The organism is Bradyrhizobium sp. (assembly GCF_028868675.1).
Classification (GTDB): Bacteria; Pseudomonadota; Alphaproteobacteria; order Rhizobiales; family Xanthobacteraceae; genus Bradyrhizobium.
Genome location: NZ_JAGWUA010000027.1, coordinates 1 through 16,312 on the forward strand (window position 1 = coordinate 1; position 16,312 = coordinate 16,312).

Annotated in this window: 14 protein-coding genes and 1 other RNA gene; 9 read left to right on the plus strand and 6 right to left on the minus strand. The window is 67.0% G+C overall.

The genetic code is table 11. The features are described from left to right. Positions 1-568, plus strand: a 568-nt coding sequence (locus tag KGM94_RS06035) for a GNAT family N-acetyltransferase (RefSeq protein WP_300255934.1), incomplete at its 5' end; no start/stop codon positions are given. A 100-nt stretch (positions 569-668) separates the two neighbouring features. Here KGM94_RS06035 and KGM94_RS06040 read toward each other — a convergent pair. The 5 genes from KGM94_RS06040 to KGM94_RS06060 all read right to left on the minus strand — a co-directional run bounded on the left by KGM94_RS06040 (position 669) and on the right by KGM94_RS06060 (position 3,197). Beyond that, the gene (locus KGM94_RS06040) at positions 669-1,493 is read right to left on the minus strand and encodes a TIGR00282 family metallophosphoesterase (RefSeq protein WP_300255936.1); all 825 of its coding nucleotides are present in this window, start codon (positions 1,491-1,493) and stop codon (positions 669-671) included. Next, entirely contained in the window at positions 1,471-2,067 is a 597-nt protein-coding gene (locus KGM94_RS06045) for a 5-formyltetrahydrofolate cyclo-ligase (protein ID WP_300255938.1), read from the minus strand. Before KGM94_RS06045 ends, KGM94_RS06040 begins: the two co-directional genes overlap by 23 nt. A 215-nt stretch (positions 2,068-2,282) precedes the next feature. Further along, a non-coding RNA gene (gene ssrS, locus KGM94_RS06050) (6S RNA) lies at positions 2,283-2,444 on the minus strand. A gap of 52 nt (positions 2,445-2,496) precedes the next feature. Continuing rightward, positions 2,497-2,880, minus strand: a complete 384-nt coding sequence (locus KGM94_RS06055) for a cell division protein ZapA (protein ID WP_300255939.1) — start codon at positions 2,878-2,880, stop codon at positions 2,497-2,499. Continuing rightward, positions 2,877-3,197, minus strand: a complete 321-nt coding sequence (locus KGM94_RS06060; protein ID WP_300255941.1) for a DUF4164 domain-containing protein — start codon at positions 3,195-3,197, stop codon at positions 2,877-2,879. The genes KGM94_RS06055 and KGM94_RS06060 overlap by 4 nt, the downstream gene beginning before the upstream one ends. 277 nt (positions 3,198-3,474) lie before the next feature. On the opposite strand from KGM94_RS06060, the gene tkt reads away from it, so the two are divergent. The 8 genes from tkt to KGM94_RS06100 all read left to right on the plus strand — a co-directional run bounded on the left by tkt (position 3,475) and on the right by KGM94_RS06100 (position 13,018). After that, positions 3,475-5,460 carry a transketolase gene (tkt, locus tag KGM94_RS06065; RefSeq protein ID WP_300255943.1) on the plus strand — a complete coding sequence of 662 codons (1,986 nt, stop codon included), beginning with the start codon at positions 3,475-3,477 and terminating at the stop codon, positions 5,458-5,460. A 143-nt stretch (positions 5,461-5,603) separates the two neighbouring features. Then, on the plus strand, positions 5,604-6,611 hold the full coding sequence (gene gap / locus KGM94_RS06070) for a type I glyceraldehyde-3-phosphate dehydrogenase (protein WP_300255945.1): 1,008 nt from the start codon (positions 5,604-5,606) through the stop codon (positions 6,609-6,611). 131 nt (positions 6,612-6,742) lie between these two features. Then, complete coding sequence (locus KGM94_RS06075; protein WP_300255947.1) at positions 6,743-7,939, plus strand: phosphoglycerate kinase; 1,197 nt, start codon at positions 6,743-6,745, stop codon at positions 7,937-7,939. A gap of 36 nt (positions 7,940-7,975) precedes the next feature. Continuing rightward, positions 7,976-9,043, plus strand: a complete 1,068-nt coding sequence (gene fba / locus KGM94_RS06080; protein WP_300255949.1) for a class II fructose-bisphosphate aldolase — start codon at positions 7,976-7,978, stop codon at positions 9,041-9,043. Positions 9,044-9,304: 261 nt separating this feature from the next. Next, a complete protein-coding gene (locus KGM94_RS06085; protein WP_300255951.1) occupies positions 9,305-10,330 on the plus strand; it encodes a class I fructose-bisphosphate aldolase in 1,026 nt (341 codons plus the stop codon). Between the two features lie 2 nt (positions 10,331-10,332). Next, positions 10,333-11,055, plus strand: coding sequence for a thiamine phosphate synthase (locus KGM94_RS06090; RefSeq protein ID WP_300255953.1), 723 nt, complete (start codon positions 10,333-10,335; stop codon positions 11,053-11,055). A gap of 9 nt (positions 11,056-11,064) precedes the next feature. After that, entirely contained in the window at positions 11,065-12,141 is a 1,077-nt protein-coding gene (locus KGM94_RS06095) for a tetratricopeptide repeat protein (protein WP_300255955.1), read from the plus strand. A gap of 82 nt (positions 12,142-12,223) precedes the next feature. Further along, positions 12,224-13,018 (plus strand): inositol monophosphatase family protein, encoded by a 795-nt coding sequence (locus KGM94_RS06100; protein WP_300255957.1) that lies wholly within the window; start codon positions 12,224-12,226, stop codon positions 13,016-13,018. A gap of 134 nt (positions 13,019-13,152) precedes the next feature. Here KGM94_RS06100 and KGM94_RS06105 read toward each other — a convergent pair whose 3' ends face one another. Then, entirely contained in the window at positions 13,153-16,308 is a 3,156-nt protein-coding gene (locus tag KGM94_RS06105; protein WP_300255959.1) for a multidrug efflux RND transporter permease subunit, read from the minus strand. Positions 16,309-16,312: the final 4 nt, after the last annotated feature.

The following is a 16,312-nucleotide window of genomic DNA, read 5'->3' on the forward strand; positions in this document are numbered from 1 at the left end:
CTTCGCAATTGGCTTCTTCCTCGATTCACGGGAGTGCCGCCTCGCATTGATCATCCGAACCCCAAGCGCAGACGAACTACCCGCACTCTCGGACCTCTGCTTCAGATCCAAGGCGGTCTGGGGCTATGATGACGCGTTCATGAACGCCTGCCGTGCCGAGCTGTCGTTTGGCCCGCGAGACCTCGAACTGACACACGTCGCGGTCGCCGAACAGGACGGCAGACCGGCAGGTGTGGTGCAGGTCGGGATCGATGGCGGCAATGCCCAACTCTTGAAACTCTTCGTCGAGCCTGAAGGCCTGCGAAAGGGCACAGGAAAAGCGCTGTTGAACTGGGCAAGCCGAACTGCGCGGAGAATGGGCGCACGTCAGATGGTGATCGAGTCTGATCCCGATGCAGCGCCATTCTATCGTCGGATGGGCGCCCGCGACACCGGAACTGCGCCTTCCGGCTCGATACCCGGCAGGTCCTGCCGAAGCTTGTGCTCAACATCCGGCGACCTTCTCAAACCTGCGATTGACGAGCGACGCCGATCGTCGTCACCCGATCCGCGTCACGCAGCGATGTGAGGTCGGCCAGGCGGATTCCAGCGTTGTGACTGAGACGGATCATTTCGTCATTGCTGTGCGAGAGCGAAGCAGGAATGATCCAGACGTCAAAGACGCAACGTCAGCTCAGCCAGAATCTTGGCGTCGCCGGTTCCAGCCTTCCGCCGACGCGAACGGGCGCGATGCGGAGCGCGAGGCCGGTGGCGTCGTCGGTCTCGACGGCGACGCCGCTCAGCGTCGCAGTGCCGGCGGCCGGCTCGAAGCGGCCGGAGGGAATGCCCGAGGTGAAGCGCCGCAGCGGCTCCTCCTTCTGCATGCCGATGATCGAGTCGTAATCGCCGGTCATGCCGGCGTCGGTCATGTAGGCGGTGCCGCCGGCGAGGATCTGGTGGTCGGCGGTCGGCACATGGGTGTGGGTGCCGACCACGAGGCTGGCGCGGCCGTCGCAGAAATAGCCGATGCCCTGCTTCTCGCTCGACGCCTCGCAATGGAAGTCGACCACGATCGCGTCCGCCGCCTCGCCCAAGGGGCAGGCGCTGAGCTCGCGCTCGAGCGCTGCGAAGGGATCGTCGAACGGCGTCATGAAGACGCGGCCGAGGGCGTTGACGACGAGCGCGCGGCGGCCGTTCTTGGCCTCGACCAGCGCCGCGCCGCGGCCCGGCGTGCCGCGCGGATAGTTCGCCGGCCGCACCAGCCGCTCGGCGCGCTCGATGAACACCAGCGCCTCGCGCTGATCCCAGGAATGGTTGCCGAGCGTCACCGCGTCGGCGCCGGCATCGAGCAGTTCCTGGTAGATCGCCTCGGTGATGCCGAAGCCGCCGGCCGAGTTCTCGCCATTGACGACGACGAGGTCGAGCGACCAGCCGCGGATCATGCCGGGCAGATGTTCGGCGACGGCGCTGCGGCCGGCCCGGCCGACCACGTCACCCACGAAGAGAATGCGCAACTTCACCACTCCGGAAATCGAACGCGTCGGCTTCCGTTAGCACATAATCCAGCGCGACGTCGTGCGATAGTGCGGGAACCGCCTCGATCTCCTGTGCCGCGAAGGCGAGCCCGACGCCGAGGATGTGCTTGGTCTTGCGCAGGTGGGTGAAGGTGAAATCGTAATGCCCCGCGCCATAGCCGATGCGGTGGCCGCGCCGGTCGAAGGCCGCGAGCGGCACCAGCATGATGTCGGGGACGACTTCGGCGGCCGCCACCGACGGCTCGGGAATGCCGAGTGGGCCCAGCATCAGGCGGTCGGCCGGATTCCAGGCGCGGAAGATCAGCGACTGGCCGCGCGCGGTGACGCAGGGCAGCGCCAGCCGCGCGCCCTGCTCCGCAAGCTTCCGCATCAGCGGCGCCGGGTCGATCTCGTTGCGGATTGGCGAGTAGCCGGAGACGATGCTGCCGGGGATGAGATTGAACGGCAGGCCGCGTTTGGCGAGCCTGGCGGCGGCGGAGATGCGTTTCTTCTCGCTCAGCGCATCGCGCCTGGCGAGGGCTTTGGCGCGGAGCTCGGCTTTGGAGTTGGTCATGTGCTTCGGTCCCAGGTCATCACCCGCCTCATGCGCAACTTACGCAACGGAGCAGGCGATCCAGTATTGCAGGGGCGGTGATGGTCTCACTCGGACGCCGCGGCGTACTGGATGCCCCGCTTGAGCGAAGCATGACATCGCACTGAACTGGACCGCCGCAGTCTGACGCACAATTCGACAGGCACGAACCGGAAGGCAAAGCCAGAAGCAGAAAGCGCGAAGCCGTAGACGCCGTTGAAGCACTCGATCCCGGAGTTCCCTACGAAAGTAGGTGGGCACCATATGTCCGGGTCCACGGACCCGGCCAGGGACAGTTCCCTAAAGGATCGATAAGGCCCCGGGGATATTATGGCTCCTGACGCGCGTCACAGCCTCGCCTCTGCAATCTAGCAACGATGGTTCCGAACCGCCAGCCCGCACGCGCAGCGATCAGCCGATCGCGATGCCGCTGCCGACGGTCCGGTTCAGCACCTGGGTCGATTTCTCGATGCGCTCGGCGGCCGCGTTGAGCGCATTGACCACCGCGGTTTGCGTCAGCCTGGCGCGCTCGGCGGCGGCGTTGCGGAAATCGCGCAGCTCGCCCACCTCCGCCTCCAGCGTGCGGACGCGGTTTCCTGCATCGACCAATTCGTCGCAGGCCATCAGCGCCGCCATCACGGTGAGCCGCGCGTCGCCGATCTCGCCGAACTTGCCGCGCAACGCCTGGATGCGCGTCTCGAGATTCTCGGCCAGCTTCAACAGCCGCACCTCCTGCCCTTCCTCGCAGGCCATGCGGAATTGCCGGCCGTTGATGGTGACGTTGATGTGGCTCATGAATCCTCTCCGGTATCGAGCACCGAACGGATCGTGACGATCGCCGCATCGAGCCGATCGGAGATGTCGCGATTGGCGCGTTCGAGCTTGCGCGCCTTCACCAGCGCGCCGTCGAGCTCGTCGGCCAATCGCGAGCGGTCGGCGCCGAGCGCCTGGATTCGCGTCGCGAGCTCGTTCTCGTCGCGATCGGCATCGCGTCGCCGCTCGACCGCGCTCTCCAGCGCGTCGAGCGCGGCCATGAGCCTGCGCGTCGCGATCTCGATCTCGACGACAGCGGTCTCCGTCGTGGCGGAACTGTTGGCGGCGCGATTATTCATGCAGTCGGTGGCGAACCTCTGGTCGGGCCTCTATCGGGACTTGCCGCCCGGCAAAAGACTCGGTTCGGCAAGCGGTTAGAAGAGGAAATTTACGTGGCAAGCAAGCCCGGCGCAACGCCGCCGGGAAACTATGCACTGCTAAGCAACTTTTGCGGCCTTTCCGGCGTTCGATTGCCTTGGACTCCCGGAACCGGGATGCTATCCCAGCCCCGACCGCAGGCTTCTTCCCGCGCGGCGCACGCACCACCAAGCGCTTCATTTCAGACGGATTTTCATCATGACGCAGGTCGATCCCACCCGTATGGCCAATGCGATCCGCGGGCTTTCGATGGATGCCGTCGAGAAGGCCAAATCCGGCCATCCCGGCCTGCCGATGGGCGCCGCCGACATCGCCACCGTCTTGTTCACGCAGGTTTTGAAATACGACGCAGCGGAGCCTGGCTGGCCCGACCGCGACCGCTTCGTGCTCTCGGCCGGCCACGGCTCGATGCTGCTCTATTCGCTGCTCTACCTGACCGGCAATGCCGACATGACGCTGGACCAGCTCAAGCAGTTCCGCCAGCTCGGCTCGCTGACCCCCGGGCACCCCGAGAACTTCCATACCAAGGGCATCGAGACCACCACCGGTCCGCTCGGCCAGGGCATCTCGACCGCGGTCGGCATGGCGCTCGCCGAGAAGATGCTGGCGGCCGAGTTCGGCAAGAAGATCGTCGACCATCACACCTACGTGCTCGCTTCCGACGGCGACCTGATGGAGGGCGTGTCGCAGGAGGCGATCGCGATGGCCGGGCACTGGAAGCTCGGCAAGCTGGTCGTGCTCTACGACGACAACGGCATCTCGATCGACGGCCCGACCTCGATCGCGGACTCGGTCGACCAGGTGAAGCGTTTCAAGTCGGCGGGCTGGGCCGCCGAGAAGATCGACGGCCAGGACCAGGCGGCGATCGCGGCCGCGATCGCGCGGGCGAAAAAATCCAACAAGCCGACGCTGATCGCCTGCCGCACCACCATCGGCTACGGCGCGCCGCACAAGGCCGGCACGGCCAAGGCGCATGGCGAGGCGTTAGGTGCCGACGAACTCAAGGCCGCCAAGGAAAATCTCGGCATCTCGCTCGAGCCGTTCTCGGTGCCGGACGACGTGTTGAAGGCATGGCGCGCGGCGGGCGCGCGCGGCGCGGCGGCCCGGAAGGAATGGGAGACGCGTTTTTCCGAGCTCGGCAGCCGCAAGCGCGCCGAATTCGAGCGGCGGCTGCGCCACGAGCGGCCGGCGTCGCTGGCAAAGGCGCTGAAGGCGCACAAGAAGAACCTGGTCGAGAAGCCGCTGATCGCCGCGACCCGCAAATCCTCCGAAGCCGCGATCGAGGCGATCGCCGCCGCGATGCCGATGGAGTTCGTCGCGGGATCCGCCGACCTCACCGGCTCCAACAACAACAAGGCGAAGTCGGCGGTTGCCTTCTCGGCCAAGACGCCGAAGGGGCGCTTCATCCATTACGGCATCCGCGAGCACGGCATGGCCGCGGCCATGAACGGAATTTTCCTGCATGGCGGGTTCGCGCCGAACGGCGCGACCTTCCTGGTGTTCACGGACTACGCGCGGCCGGCGATGCGGCTCGCCGCGCTGATGGGCGCGGGCGTCGTCTATGTGATGACCCACGATTCCATCGGTCTCGGCGAAGACGGCCCGACCCACCAGCCGGTCGAGCATCTCGCCGCGTTGCGAGCCGTTCCCAACATGCGCGTGTTCCGCCCCTGCGACGCGATCGAGGTCGCCGAGTGCTGGGAGCTGGCGCTGAACCGCATCGACGGGCCGACGGTGCTGGCGCTGACGCGGCAGAACCTGCCGCAGCTGCGCACCAGCGCGCCGAATGAAAATCCTTGCCAGCATGGCGCCTACGAGCTGGTCCCGGCCCAGGGCGAGGCGAAGGCGACGTTCTTCGCCTCAGGCTCCGAGGTCGAGATCGCGGTCGCCGCACAGAAGCAGCTCGCCGAGCGCGGCATCCCGACGCGGGTGGTCTCGGTGCCCTCGCTGGAGCTCTTGCTAGCGCAACCAGAGGCGCGGCGCGCCGAAATCATCGGCAAGGCGCCGATCAGGATCGCGATCGAGGCGGCGGTGCGCTGGGGCTGGGACGCCGTGATCGGCCAGGATGGCGAGTTCATCGGCATGCACGGCTTCGGCGCGAGCGCGCCCGCCAAGGACCTTTTCAAGCACTTCGGAATTACCACCGAGGCTGCGATTAACGCTGTGCTGAAGCGCATATCCTGAGTGTTGAGCTGGCCGGAAAAAAGGACTACCAAGCTCCCCATATGATCCAGCCCCGCCCGGCCGAACCGGGCGTCCGCCCAAAAATCCCTCGCAGACGAGCAATCGTCTTCGGGGATGAGAACGGTCATTGAAGGAGATGAAACATGGTGGTCCGCGTTGGCATTAACGGTTTTGGCCGCATTGGCCGCAACATCCTGCGGGCCATCGCCGAGTCCGGTCGCAAGGACATCGAGGTGGTCGGCATCAACGACCTCGGCCCGGTCGAGACCAATGCGCACCTGTTGCGCTTCGACTCCGTGCACGGCCGCTTCCCCAGCACCGTGACCGTCGACGGCGACACGATCAGCCTCGGCGCCAACAAGATCAAGGTCACCGCCGAGCGCGATCCCTCGAAGCTGCCGTGGAAGGCTCTCGGCGTCGACATCGCGATGGAGTGCACCGGCATCTTCACCTCGAAGGACAAGGCCTCCGCGCATCTCGCCGCCGGCGCCAAGCGCGTGCTGGTCTCCGCGCCCGCCGACGGCGCCGACGCCACCATCGTCTACGGCGTCAACCACGACGCACTGACCAGGGATCACATGGTCGTCTCCAATGGCTCCTGCACCACCAACTGCCTCGCGCCGGTCGCCAAGGTGCTGAACGACCTGGTCGGCATCGAGACCGGCTTCATGACCACGATCCACGCCTATACCGGTGACCAGCCGACGCTGGACACGCTGCACAAGGATCTCTACCGCGGCCGCGCGGCGGCGATGTCGATGATCCCGACCTCGACGGGTGCGGCGAAGGCGATCGGCCTCGTGCTGCCGGAGCTCAAGGGCAAGCTCGACGGCGTCGCGATCCGCGTGCCGACCCCGAACGTCTCGGTGGTCGACCTCAAGATCGTCGCCAAGCGCGCGACCGACGCCAAGGAAGTCAACGCCGCGATGAAGCGCGCCTCCGAGCAGCAGCTCAAGGGCATCCTCGGCTACACCAGCGCGCCGAACGTCTCGATCGACTTCAACCACGACCCGCACTCCTCGACGTTCCACGAGGACCAGACCAAGGTGCAGAACGGCACGCTGGTGCGCGTGATGTCCTGGTACGACAACGAGTGGGGTTTTTCGAACCGCATGGCGGACACCGCCGTTGCGATGGCGAAGGTGATCTAGGTCTTGCGTCCCGGACGCGGCGCAGCGTGCCTTCACGGTGCGCGGCAGAGCCGGGGCCCACACAGCGTAGGTCCCGGTTCTGCACGGCGGCACTTCGTGCCGCAGTGCGCCCGGGACAAGAGAGTGTTCAAATGGCGAAGAGCTTCCGCACCCTCGACGACGTCGACGTGAAAGGCAAGCGCGTGCTGCTGCGCGTCGACCTCAACGTGCCCATGGAGAACGGACGCGTCACCGACGCAACGCGGCTCGAGCGTGTCGCCCCCACCATCACCGAGCTCTCGGACAAGGGCGGCAAGGTCATCCTGCTCGCGCATTTCGGCCGGCCGAAGGGACGCGATCCCAAGGAGTCGCTGAAGCCCGTCGCCGAGGCGCTGGCGCATGTGGTCAAGAAGCCGGTCGGCTTCGCCGACGACTGCATCGGCGAGGTCGCGGCCAAGGCCGTCGCCGCCCTGAAGGACGGCGACATCCTGTGCCTGGAGAACACCCGCTTCCACAAGGAAGAGGAAAAGAACGATCCGGCCTTCGTTGCGGAATTGGCCAAACTCGGCGACGTCTGGGTCAACGACGCCTTCTCCGCCGCGCACCGCGCCCACGCCACGACCGAGGGCCTGGGCCACAAGCTGCCGGCCTATGCGGGGCGCACCATGCAGGCCGAGCTCGACGCGCTGGAGAAGGCGCTGGAGGCGCCGACCAAGCCGGTGATCGCGATCATCGGCGGCGCCAAGGTCTCGACCAAGATCGACCTCCTGGAAAACCTGGTCACCAAGGTCGATGCGCTGGTGATCGGCGGCGGCATGGCCAACACCTTCCTGCACGCCCAGGGCGTCGCGATCGGCAAGTCGCTCGCCGAGAAGGATCTGGCGCCGACCGCGCTGCGCATCCTGGAGAAGGCGGAAGCCGCCAATTGCGCCATCATCCTGCCCGTGGACGCCACCGTCGCCTTCCATTTCGCAGCCAACGCTCCGTCGCAGGCCTACGGCCTCGACGCCATTCCCGCCGACGGCATGATCCTCGACGTCGGTCCGCAGTCGAACGCGCGCATCCATGCCGCAATCGACGATGCGGCGACGCTGGTCTGGAACGGGCCGCTCGGCGCCTTCGAGATGACGCCGTTCGACCGCGGCACCATGCTGGCGGCCAGGCACGCCGCCAAGCGCACCAAGGCCAAGAAGCTGATTTCGGTCGCGGGCGGCGGCGACACGGTCGCGGCCCTCAATCAGGCCGGCGTGGCCTCCGACTTCACCTATGTCTCGACCGCCGGCGGCGCGTTCCTGGAATGGATGGAAGGCAAGCCGCTGCCGGGCGTCGAGGTCCTGCGAACGAAGTAACGATTGGCCGTTGAGGCCCAAACGGGAGAAGAAAAGATGGCTCGGATCACGTTGCGTCAATTGCTCGACCATGCGGCGGAGAACGACTACGGCGTCCCGGCCTTCAACATCAACAACATGGAGCAGGCGCTGGCGATCATGGACGCCGCCAACAGCGTCGATGCGCCCGTCATCATCCAGGCCTCGCGCGGCGCGCGCGCCTATGCCAACGACGTCATGCTCAAGCACATGATGGACGCGGTGACCGAAATCTACCCACACATCCCGGTCTGCGTGCATCTCGATCACGGCAACGAGCCCGCGACCTGCATGACCGCGATCCAGGCCGGATTCACCTCGGTGATGATGGACGGCTCGCTCAAGGCCGACGGCAAGACTCCGGGCGACTGGGACTACAATGTCGGCGTCACCAAGACCGTCACCACCATGGCGCATCTCGGCGGCATCTCCGTCGAGGGCGAGTTGGGGGTGCTGGGCTCGCTCGAGACCGGCATGGGCGACAAGGAAGACGGGCACGGCGCGGAAGGCAAGCTGTCGCACGACCAGCTCCTGACCAACCCGGACGAGGCCGTGAAGTTCGTCAAGGAGACCAAGGTCGACGCGCTCGCGATCGCGATGGGCACCTCGCACGGCGCCTACAAGTTCACCCGCAAGCCGGACGGCGACATCCTCGCCATGAACGTGATCGAGGCGATCCACCGCAAGCTGCCGAACACGCATCTTGTGATGCACGGTTCGTCTTCGGTGCCGCAGGAGCTGCAGGACATCATCAACGCCTATGGCGGCAAGATGAAGCCGACCTGGGGCGTGCCGGTCTCCGAGATCCAGCGCGGCATCAAGAACGGCGTGCGCAAGATCAACATCGACACCGACAATCGCATGGCGATGACCGGCCAGATCCGCAAGGTGCTGAAGGACAGCCCGGAAGAGTTCGATCCGCGCAAGTACCTGAAGCCCGCGATGGAGGCGATGACCAAGCTGTGCAAGCAGCGGCTGCAGGAGTTCAACACCGCAGGGCAGGCCTCCAAGATCAAGCGCGTGCTCACCACCACCGACATGGCCAAGCGCTACGCCAAGGGCGAGCTCGATCCGAAGGTGGCGTGATGTATCCCTCCCTCTCCCCGCCCTTCGCGGGGAGAGGGTTGGGGTGAGGGGCTGCCTCGGCGTCCACGGCGCCGGACGGATTCGCGGAGAGTCCCCCTCACCCGGAATTCGCGTTGTCCGCGCGAATTCCGACCTCTCCCCGCAAGCGGGGCGAGGTAAGAACGGCCCGCCCTCCCCCTGCGACCAACGTTAACTCGGCAATTGCCCGAGAACGGTCTATTTTCGCGGGCATGGCAGAATCGCTTTGGGAGGACCCTCTCCATGAATCTGACTGAGCTGAACAAGGTCGCGACCGCCATGGTGGCACCGGGCAAGGGCGTGCTGGCGGCCGATGAATCCTCCGGCACGATCAAGAAGCGGTTCGATGCGATCGGCGTGGAGTCGACGGAAGACAACCGCCGCGACTATCGCGAGATGCTGTTCCGCTCCACCGACGCGATGAGCCGGCACATCTCGGGCGTGATCCTCTACGACGAGACGATCTGGCAGAACGCCAAGGACGGCACGCCGCTGATCAGGCTGATCGAACAGGCCGGCGCCATTCCCGGCATCAAGGTCGACGAGGGCACGCAAGCCCTGCCGATGTGCCCGGGTGAGCTCGTCACCGTCGGGCTCGACAGGCTCGCCGAGCGGCTGAAGAAATATTACGAGCGCGGCGCGCGTTTCGCCAAATGGCGCGCGGTGATAGACATCGGCAGCGGGATACCCTCGATGACCGCGATCCACGTCAACGCACATGCGCTGGCGCGCTACGCGGCGCTGTGCCAGGCCGCACAGATCGTGCCCATCGTCGAGCCGGAAGTGCTGATGGACGGCGATCACGACATCGACCGCTGCTACGAGGTGACGAGCCGCGTGCTCAACAAGACGTTCCAGGAATTGCGCGTGCAGCGCGTAGCACTGGAGGGCATGATCCTCAAGCCCAACATGGCGGTCTCCGGCAAGAAATGCGCGAAGCAGGCCTCCGTCGCCGAGGTCGCGGACAAGACCGTGCGCCTCCTGAAGGCCTGCGTGCCCGCTGCCGTGCCCGGCATCGCCTTCCTGTCCGGCGGCCAGTCCGACGAGGACGCCACAGCGCACCTCAATGCCATGAACACGCTCTGCCCGCTGCCGTGGCGGCTGACCTTCTCCTATGGCCGCGCGCTGCAGGCCGCGCCGCAGAAGGCGTGGTCCGGCAAGGCCGAGAACGTGGCGGCGGGGCAAAAGGCCTTCACCCATCGCGCGCGGATGAACGCGCTCGCGACCAAGGGCGAATGGGCGAGCGCGCTGGAACAGAAGGCGGCCTAGACTTGTCGAACAAATCCAAGTCTGGGACCAAGTCTGGGACCAGGTCCGCGACCAAGCCCGCTCCTGCGCGCCCCAAGCCGCGCCTCTATCTCGCGACGCCGGTCGTCGACGATGCGGCAGCGCTCGCCGCCGAGCTGCCCGGCCTGCTCGCCACGGCCGACGTCGCGGCGGTGCTGGTGCGGCTGAAGGAGACCGACCAGCGCGGCATGATCTCGCGCGTGAAGGCGCTGGCGCCGGCGGTGCAGAAGGCAGGCGCTGCGCTTCTGATCGACGGCCATGCGGAGCTGGTGGCACGCGCCGGGGCCGACGGCGCGCATCTGACCGGCATCGCCGCGCTGGAAGAGGCGATCGGCTCGCTGAAGCCGGACCGCATTGCCGGCGCGGGCGGGCTCGTCACGCGCCACGATTCCATGGCCGCGGGCGAGATGGGCGCGGACTACGTGCTGTTCGGTGAGCCGGACGCGCGCGGCCAGCGGCCTTCGGCCCAGGCGATCGCGGAGCGGCTGGAATGGTGGGCCGAGCTGTTCGAGCCGCCCTGTGTCGGCTTTGCGACGTCGGCCGTGGAAGCCTGCGAGTTCGCGGCCGCCGGCGCCGATTTCGTGCTGGTCGGCGATGCCGTCTGGTCCGATCCGCGCGGACCGAAGGCCGCGCTCGCCGATGCGGAAGCGGCCATCGGGAAGGGCTATGCGGATGCGACCGCACCTGCCGACACGGCGCAGGGCTAGCGACGGACCATGAAACTCGCGCGCTCCACCGCAATCCTCGTCACGCTCGCACTCGCGGCGCCCGCTTCTGCACAGATATCGCTGGCGCCGCCGCCTGCGACGACGCCCGTTCCGCCGCCCGAGAAGGGCAAGGCCAAGCCGCATGCGGTGACCGGGAAGAAGGAGGCGCAGCCCGCGCCAAAACCCTCGCCGTCTCCCTCGCCGAGCCCGGCGCCCGCCGCGACCGTGATCCCCGCGCCGCCGACCGACAATTCCAGCGTCGATCTGGTGTTCGGCGCCTATCAGCGCGGCCAGTACAAGACCGCCTTCGATCTCGCGACGGTGCGCGCGCAAGGAGGCGACGCCAAGGCGATGACCATGCTGGGCGAGCTGTTGTCCAGCGGGCTCGGCGTCAAGCGCGACTATGCCAAGGCGGTCGAATGGTACAAGCGCGCCTCCGACGCCGGCGATCGCGAAGGCATGTTCGCGCTCGCGATGATGCGCATAGCCGGCCGCGGCGGCCCCGTCGACAAGAACGAGGCGGTGAAACTGCTGGCGTCATCCGCCAAGCTCGGCGAGCCCAAGGCGGCCTACAATCTCGCGCTGCTCTATCTCGACGGGCAGACGCTGCCGCAGGACGTGCGCCGCGCCGCCGAACTGCTGCGCCAGGCGGCCGACGCGGGGCTGCCCGAGGCGCAATACGCGCTGGCGACCTTCTACAAGGAAGGCACCGGCGTCGAGAAGGACGTCGAGCGGGCGGTGCGGCTGTTGCAGGCCGCCTCGCTCGCCGACAATGTCGACGCGGAGGTCGAGTACGCGATCGCGCTGTTCAACGGCACGGGGACGCCGCGCAACCCGCCGGCCGCGGTGGCGCTGCTGCGCAAGGCGGCCCGGCAGAACTCGCCGATCGCGCAGAACCGGCTCGCCTGGGTGCTGATCAACGGCATGGGCGCACCGGTGGACAAGGTCGAGGGCTTCAAGTGGCACCTGGTGGCCAAGAGCGGCGGCAAGGGCGATCCCGAGCTCGACAAGCAGCTCTCCGAGCTCAATGCCGACGACCGGGCCAGGGCCGAGGCCTCCGCCAGAAAATGGCTCGGGGTCAAATGACTTGACGCCGGCCTGAGCGCAGGGCACCCCATTGCCTCAAATCCGACGGCCTCGCCGTTTCTCCCGATCGAGACCGAACCTCATGCTGTATTCCGCCACTATCAACGTCATGGTCAAGGCGGCGCGCCGCGCCGGCCGCAGCCTCAAGCGCGATCTCGGCGAGATCGAGCATCTGCAGGTGTCGCTGAAGGGGCCGGCGAATTTCGTCTCGCTCGCCGACAAGCGCGCCGAGGAGATGCTCTACACCGACCTCGCCAAGGCGCGGCCCGGCTACGGCTTCATCGGCGAGGAAGGGGGCACGCGCGAGGGCACCGACAAGAGCCACACCTGGATCGTCGATCCCCTCGACGGCACCACCAACTTCCTGCACGGCATTCCGCAATTCGCGATCTCGATCGGGCTTTCGCGCGAGGGCACGGTGATCGCGGGCGTGATCTACAATCCCGCCAACGACGAGCTCTACATCGCCGAGCGCGGCAAGGGCGCCTTCCTCAACGACCAGCGCCTGCGGGTGGCCGGCCGCCGCAAGCTCGACGAATGCGTGGTGGCCTGCGGGCTGCCGCATATCGGCCGCGGCGACCACGACCTGGCGCGGAAGGAAATGGCCGCGCTGCAGACCAGGCTCGCGGGCTTCCGCCGCTTCGGCGCCGCCTCGCTCGACCTCGCCTTCGTCGCCGCCGGACGGCTGGACGGCTACTGGGAGCGCAATCTGCAGCCCTGGGACATCGCGGCCGGCCAGATCATGGTCCGCGAAGCCGGCGGCATCGTCAGCGACATCGACACCTCCGGCGACGCGCTGGTGACAGGGAACGTCGTGTGCGGCAACGAGTTCGTGCACGGGGAGCTGGTGCGGATCTTGAAGCCGCTGGCGGGGTAAATTCGCGCCACTCTTTCTGCATCGTCATTCCGGGACGCGCCTCCTGGCGCGGGCCCGGAATCCATTCATCCACAGGACGCGCGGCGCGATGGATTCCGGGTTCGCGCTTCGCGCGCCCCGGAATGACGACGGAGTTACGATGGCGGCGCCAGCGCGGGCCCGCCAACCGGCTCGGCTTCCAGCTTCTCCTCCGCCTCCCGATCTCCCGCCAGCACGCGCTGCACGGAGACGAAGAACACCGGCACCATCAACAGCGCGAGGATGACCACCGCGATCATGCCGCCCATCACGACGGTGCCGAGCGACTGCTGGCTGGCGCCGCCGGCGCCCTGCGCAATCGCCATCGGGATGACGCCGCAGATGAAGGCGAGGCCGGTCATCAGGATCGGGCGGAAGCGCAGGCGGCAGGCCTCGACGGTGGCTTCCACCAGCGGCCTGCCCTCCCTGCGCAAATCCCTGGCGAATTCGATGATCAGGATCGCGTCCTTGGCGGCGAGCCCGATGATGGTGATGAGGCCGACGGTGAAATAGACGTCGTTGGGAAGCCCGCGCAGCATCGCCGCGATCACCGCGCCGGTGATGCCGAGCGGCACGGTCAAGAGCACCGCGAGCGGAATGGTCCAGCTCTCGTAGAGCGCGGCGAGGCACAGGAACACCACCAGCACCGAGAGCGCGAGCAGGAACGGAGCCTGCGAGCCCGACAGCTTTTCCTGGAGCGACTGACCGGTCCATTCATAGCCGAAGCCGCGCGGCAGCCTGCCGGCGAGCCGCTCCATCTCGGCGATCGCATCGCCCGAGGTGAAGCCGGGCCGCGCCTCGCCGGAGATGCGCACCGCCGGATAATAGTTGAAGCCTGCGATCTGGGTCGGACCGCGCGACCACTCCACCGTCGCGAAGGATGAGAACGGCACGAGCTGGCCGCGGCTATTCCTGACGTTGTAGTTGAGGATGTCCTCGGTCTTCATGCGGTCGGCGCTGTCCGCCTGCACCACCACGCGCTGCATGCGGCCGCGGTTCGGGAAGTCGTTGACGTAGTTCGAGCCGAGATTGGTCGAGATCGTGTTGTTGATGTCCTCGAAGGTGACGCCGAAGGCGCCGGCCTTCTCGCGGTCGATCGTCAGATCGACCTGCGGAGCCTCCGGCAGGCCCTCGACATAGACCTTCTGCAGCACCGGGCTCGCATTGGCCTCCCGGATGAGCTGGTCGGCGGCGCGCATCAGCGCCGGATAGCCCTTCTGGCCGCGGTCCTGCAGGCGGAAGGAGAATCCCGATGAGTTGCCGAGATTGTCGATCGGCGGCGGCTGCAGCGCGGTAATCTTGGCGTCGCGCACGGTCGCGAGGTCGCGGTTGATGTCGGCGACCAGCGCCGCGGCGGACTCTTTCGGCCCGCGCTCCGACCAGTCCTTCAGGGTGATGAAGGCCTGCGCGGTGTTCATGCCCTGGCCGGAGAAGCTGAAACCGGTCAGGAAGGTGACGTCCTCGACGCCGGGCCGCGCGGCCAGATATTTCTCCACCTTCTCCACCACGGCCTCGGTGCGTGCATAGGAGGAGTCCGACGGCGTCTGCACGTCGGTGGTGACGAAACCCTGGTCGTCGACCGGCAGGAAGCCGCCGGGCAGGCTGACGAAGGCGAGGGAGAGACCGATGAGCAGCGCGGCATAGACCAGCATCAGCCGCCCGGTGCGCTTCAGCGCGAAGCCGACGGTGCGCGCATAGCCGAACCTGCCGGCTTCCAGGATGCGGTTGAACCGGCCGAATACGCCGCCGCCCGAGTGACCGTGGCCCTTGGCGACCGGCTTCAGCAACGTCGCGCACAAGGCTGGCGTCAGCGACAGCGCGAGGAAGGCCGAGAAGCCGATCGCCGCGACCATGGTCACCGAGAACTGGCGATAGATGATGCCGACCGAGCCCGGGAAGAACGCCATCGGCACGAACACCGCCATCAGCACCAGCGTGATGCCGATGATGGCGCCGGTGATCTGCGTCATCGCCTTGCGGGTCGCCTCCTTCGGCGGCAGGCCTTCCTCCGCCATGATGCGCTCGACGTTCTCGACCACGACGATGGCGTCGTCGACGAGGATGCCGACCGCGAGCACCATGCCGAACATCGAGAGCATGTTGATGGAGTAGCCCGCGAGCAGCAGCGTGGTGCAGGCGCCCAGGAGCGCCACCGGCACCACGATGGTCGGGATGATGGTGTAGCGGATGTTCTGCAGGAACAGGAACATCACGACGAACACCAGCACCACGGCCTCGACCAGCGTCGACAGTACCTTCCTGATCGAGGCCTCGACCACCGGCGTGATGTTGTAGGGAATCTCGTAGGCGATGTTGGCCGGGAAGAAGCGCGACAGCTCCTTCATCTTGGCCTCGACCGCGCTCGCGGTCGCCAGCGCATTGCCGGTCGGCGACAGCAGCACGGAGAGACCGGCGGTCGGCTTGCCGTTGAGCCGGGTCTGGAACTGGTAGTTGAGGCCGCCGACCTCGATCCGCGCCACATCGCGCAGCCGCACGGTCGAGCCGTCGGCGTTGGCGCGCAGGATGATGGCGCCGAACTCCTCGGGCGAGCCGAGCTGGCCCTTGACCAGCACGAGCGCGGAAACGCGCTGGTTCGGCGCCGACGGCTCGGCGCCGATGCTGCCCGAGGCGACCTGCGCGTTCTGGGCGCCGATCGCCTTGTTGACGTCGTCGGCCGTGAGCCCGTAACCGACGAGTTTTGCCGGATCGATCCAGACGCGAAGCGAGCGCTCGGTCGAATAGAGCGTGGCGCGGCCGACGCCGGGAATGCGGCGGATCTCGCCGAGCACGTTGCGGATCATGAAGTCGCCCAGCCCCACCTCGTCGAGGCTGCCGTCGGTCGAGTTCAGCGTGATGATCTGCAGCACGGCGCTGGAGGCCTCCTCGATCAAGATGCCCTGCTGGATCACCGCGCGCGGCAGGCGCGCCTCGACGCGCTTGATCCGGTTCTGCACCTCGACCGAGGCTGCGCTGGTGTCGGTGCCCGGCACGAAATTGGCCGTGATCTCGACCTGGCCGAGCGAGTCGCTGGTCGATTCGAAGTTCAAAATGCCGGCGGCACCGTTGAGCTCCTCCTCGATCAGCCGCGTGACGCTGTTGTAGAGGTTTTCCGGCGAGGCGCCGGGATAGCTGGTCGAGATCGAGATCGAGGGCGGCGCGATGATCGGATATTGCGCGATCGGCAGCAGCGGTATCGCGATCGCGCCGATCAGGCAGATGAACAGCGCAACCACCCAGGCGAAGATCGGCCTGTCGATGAAGAAGCCCGGCATGCCG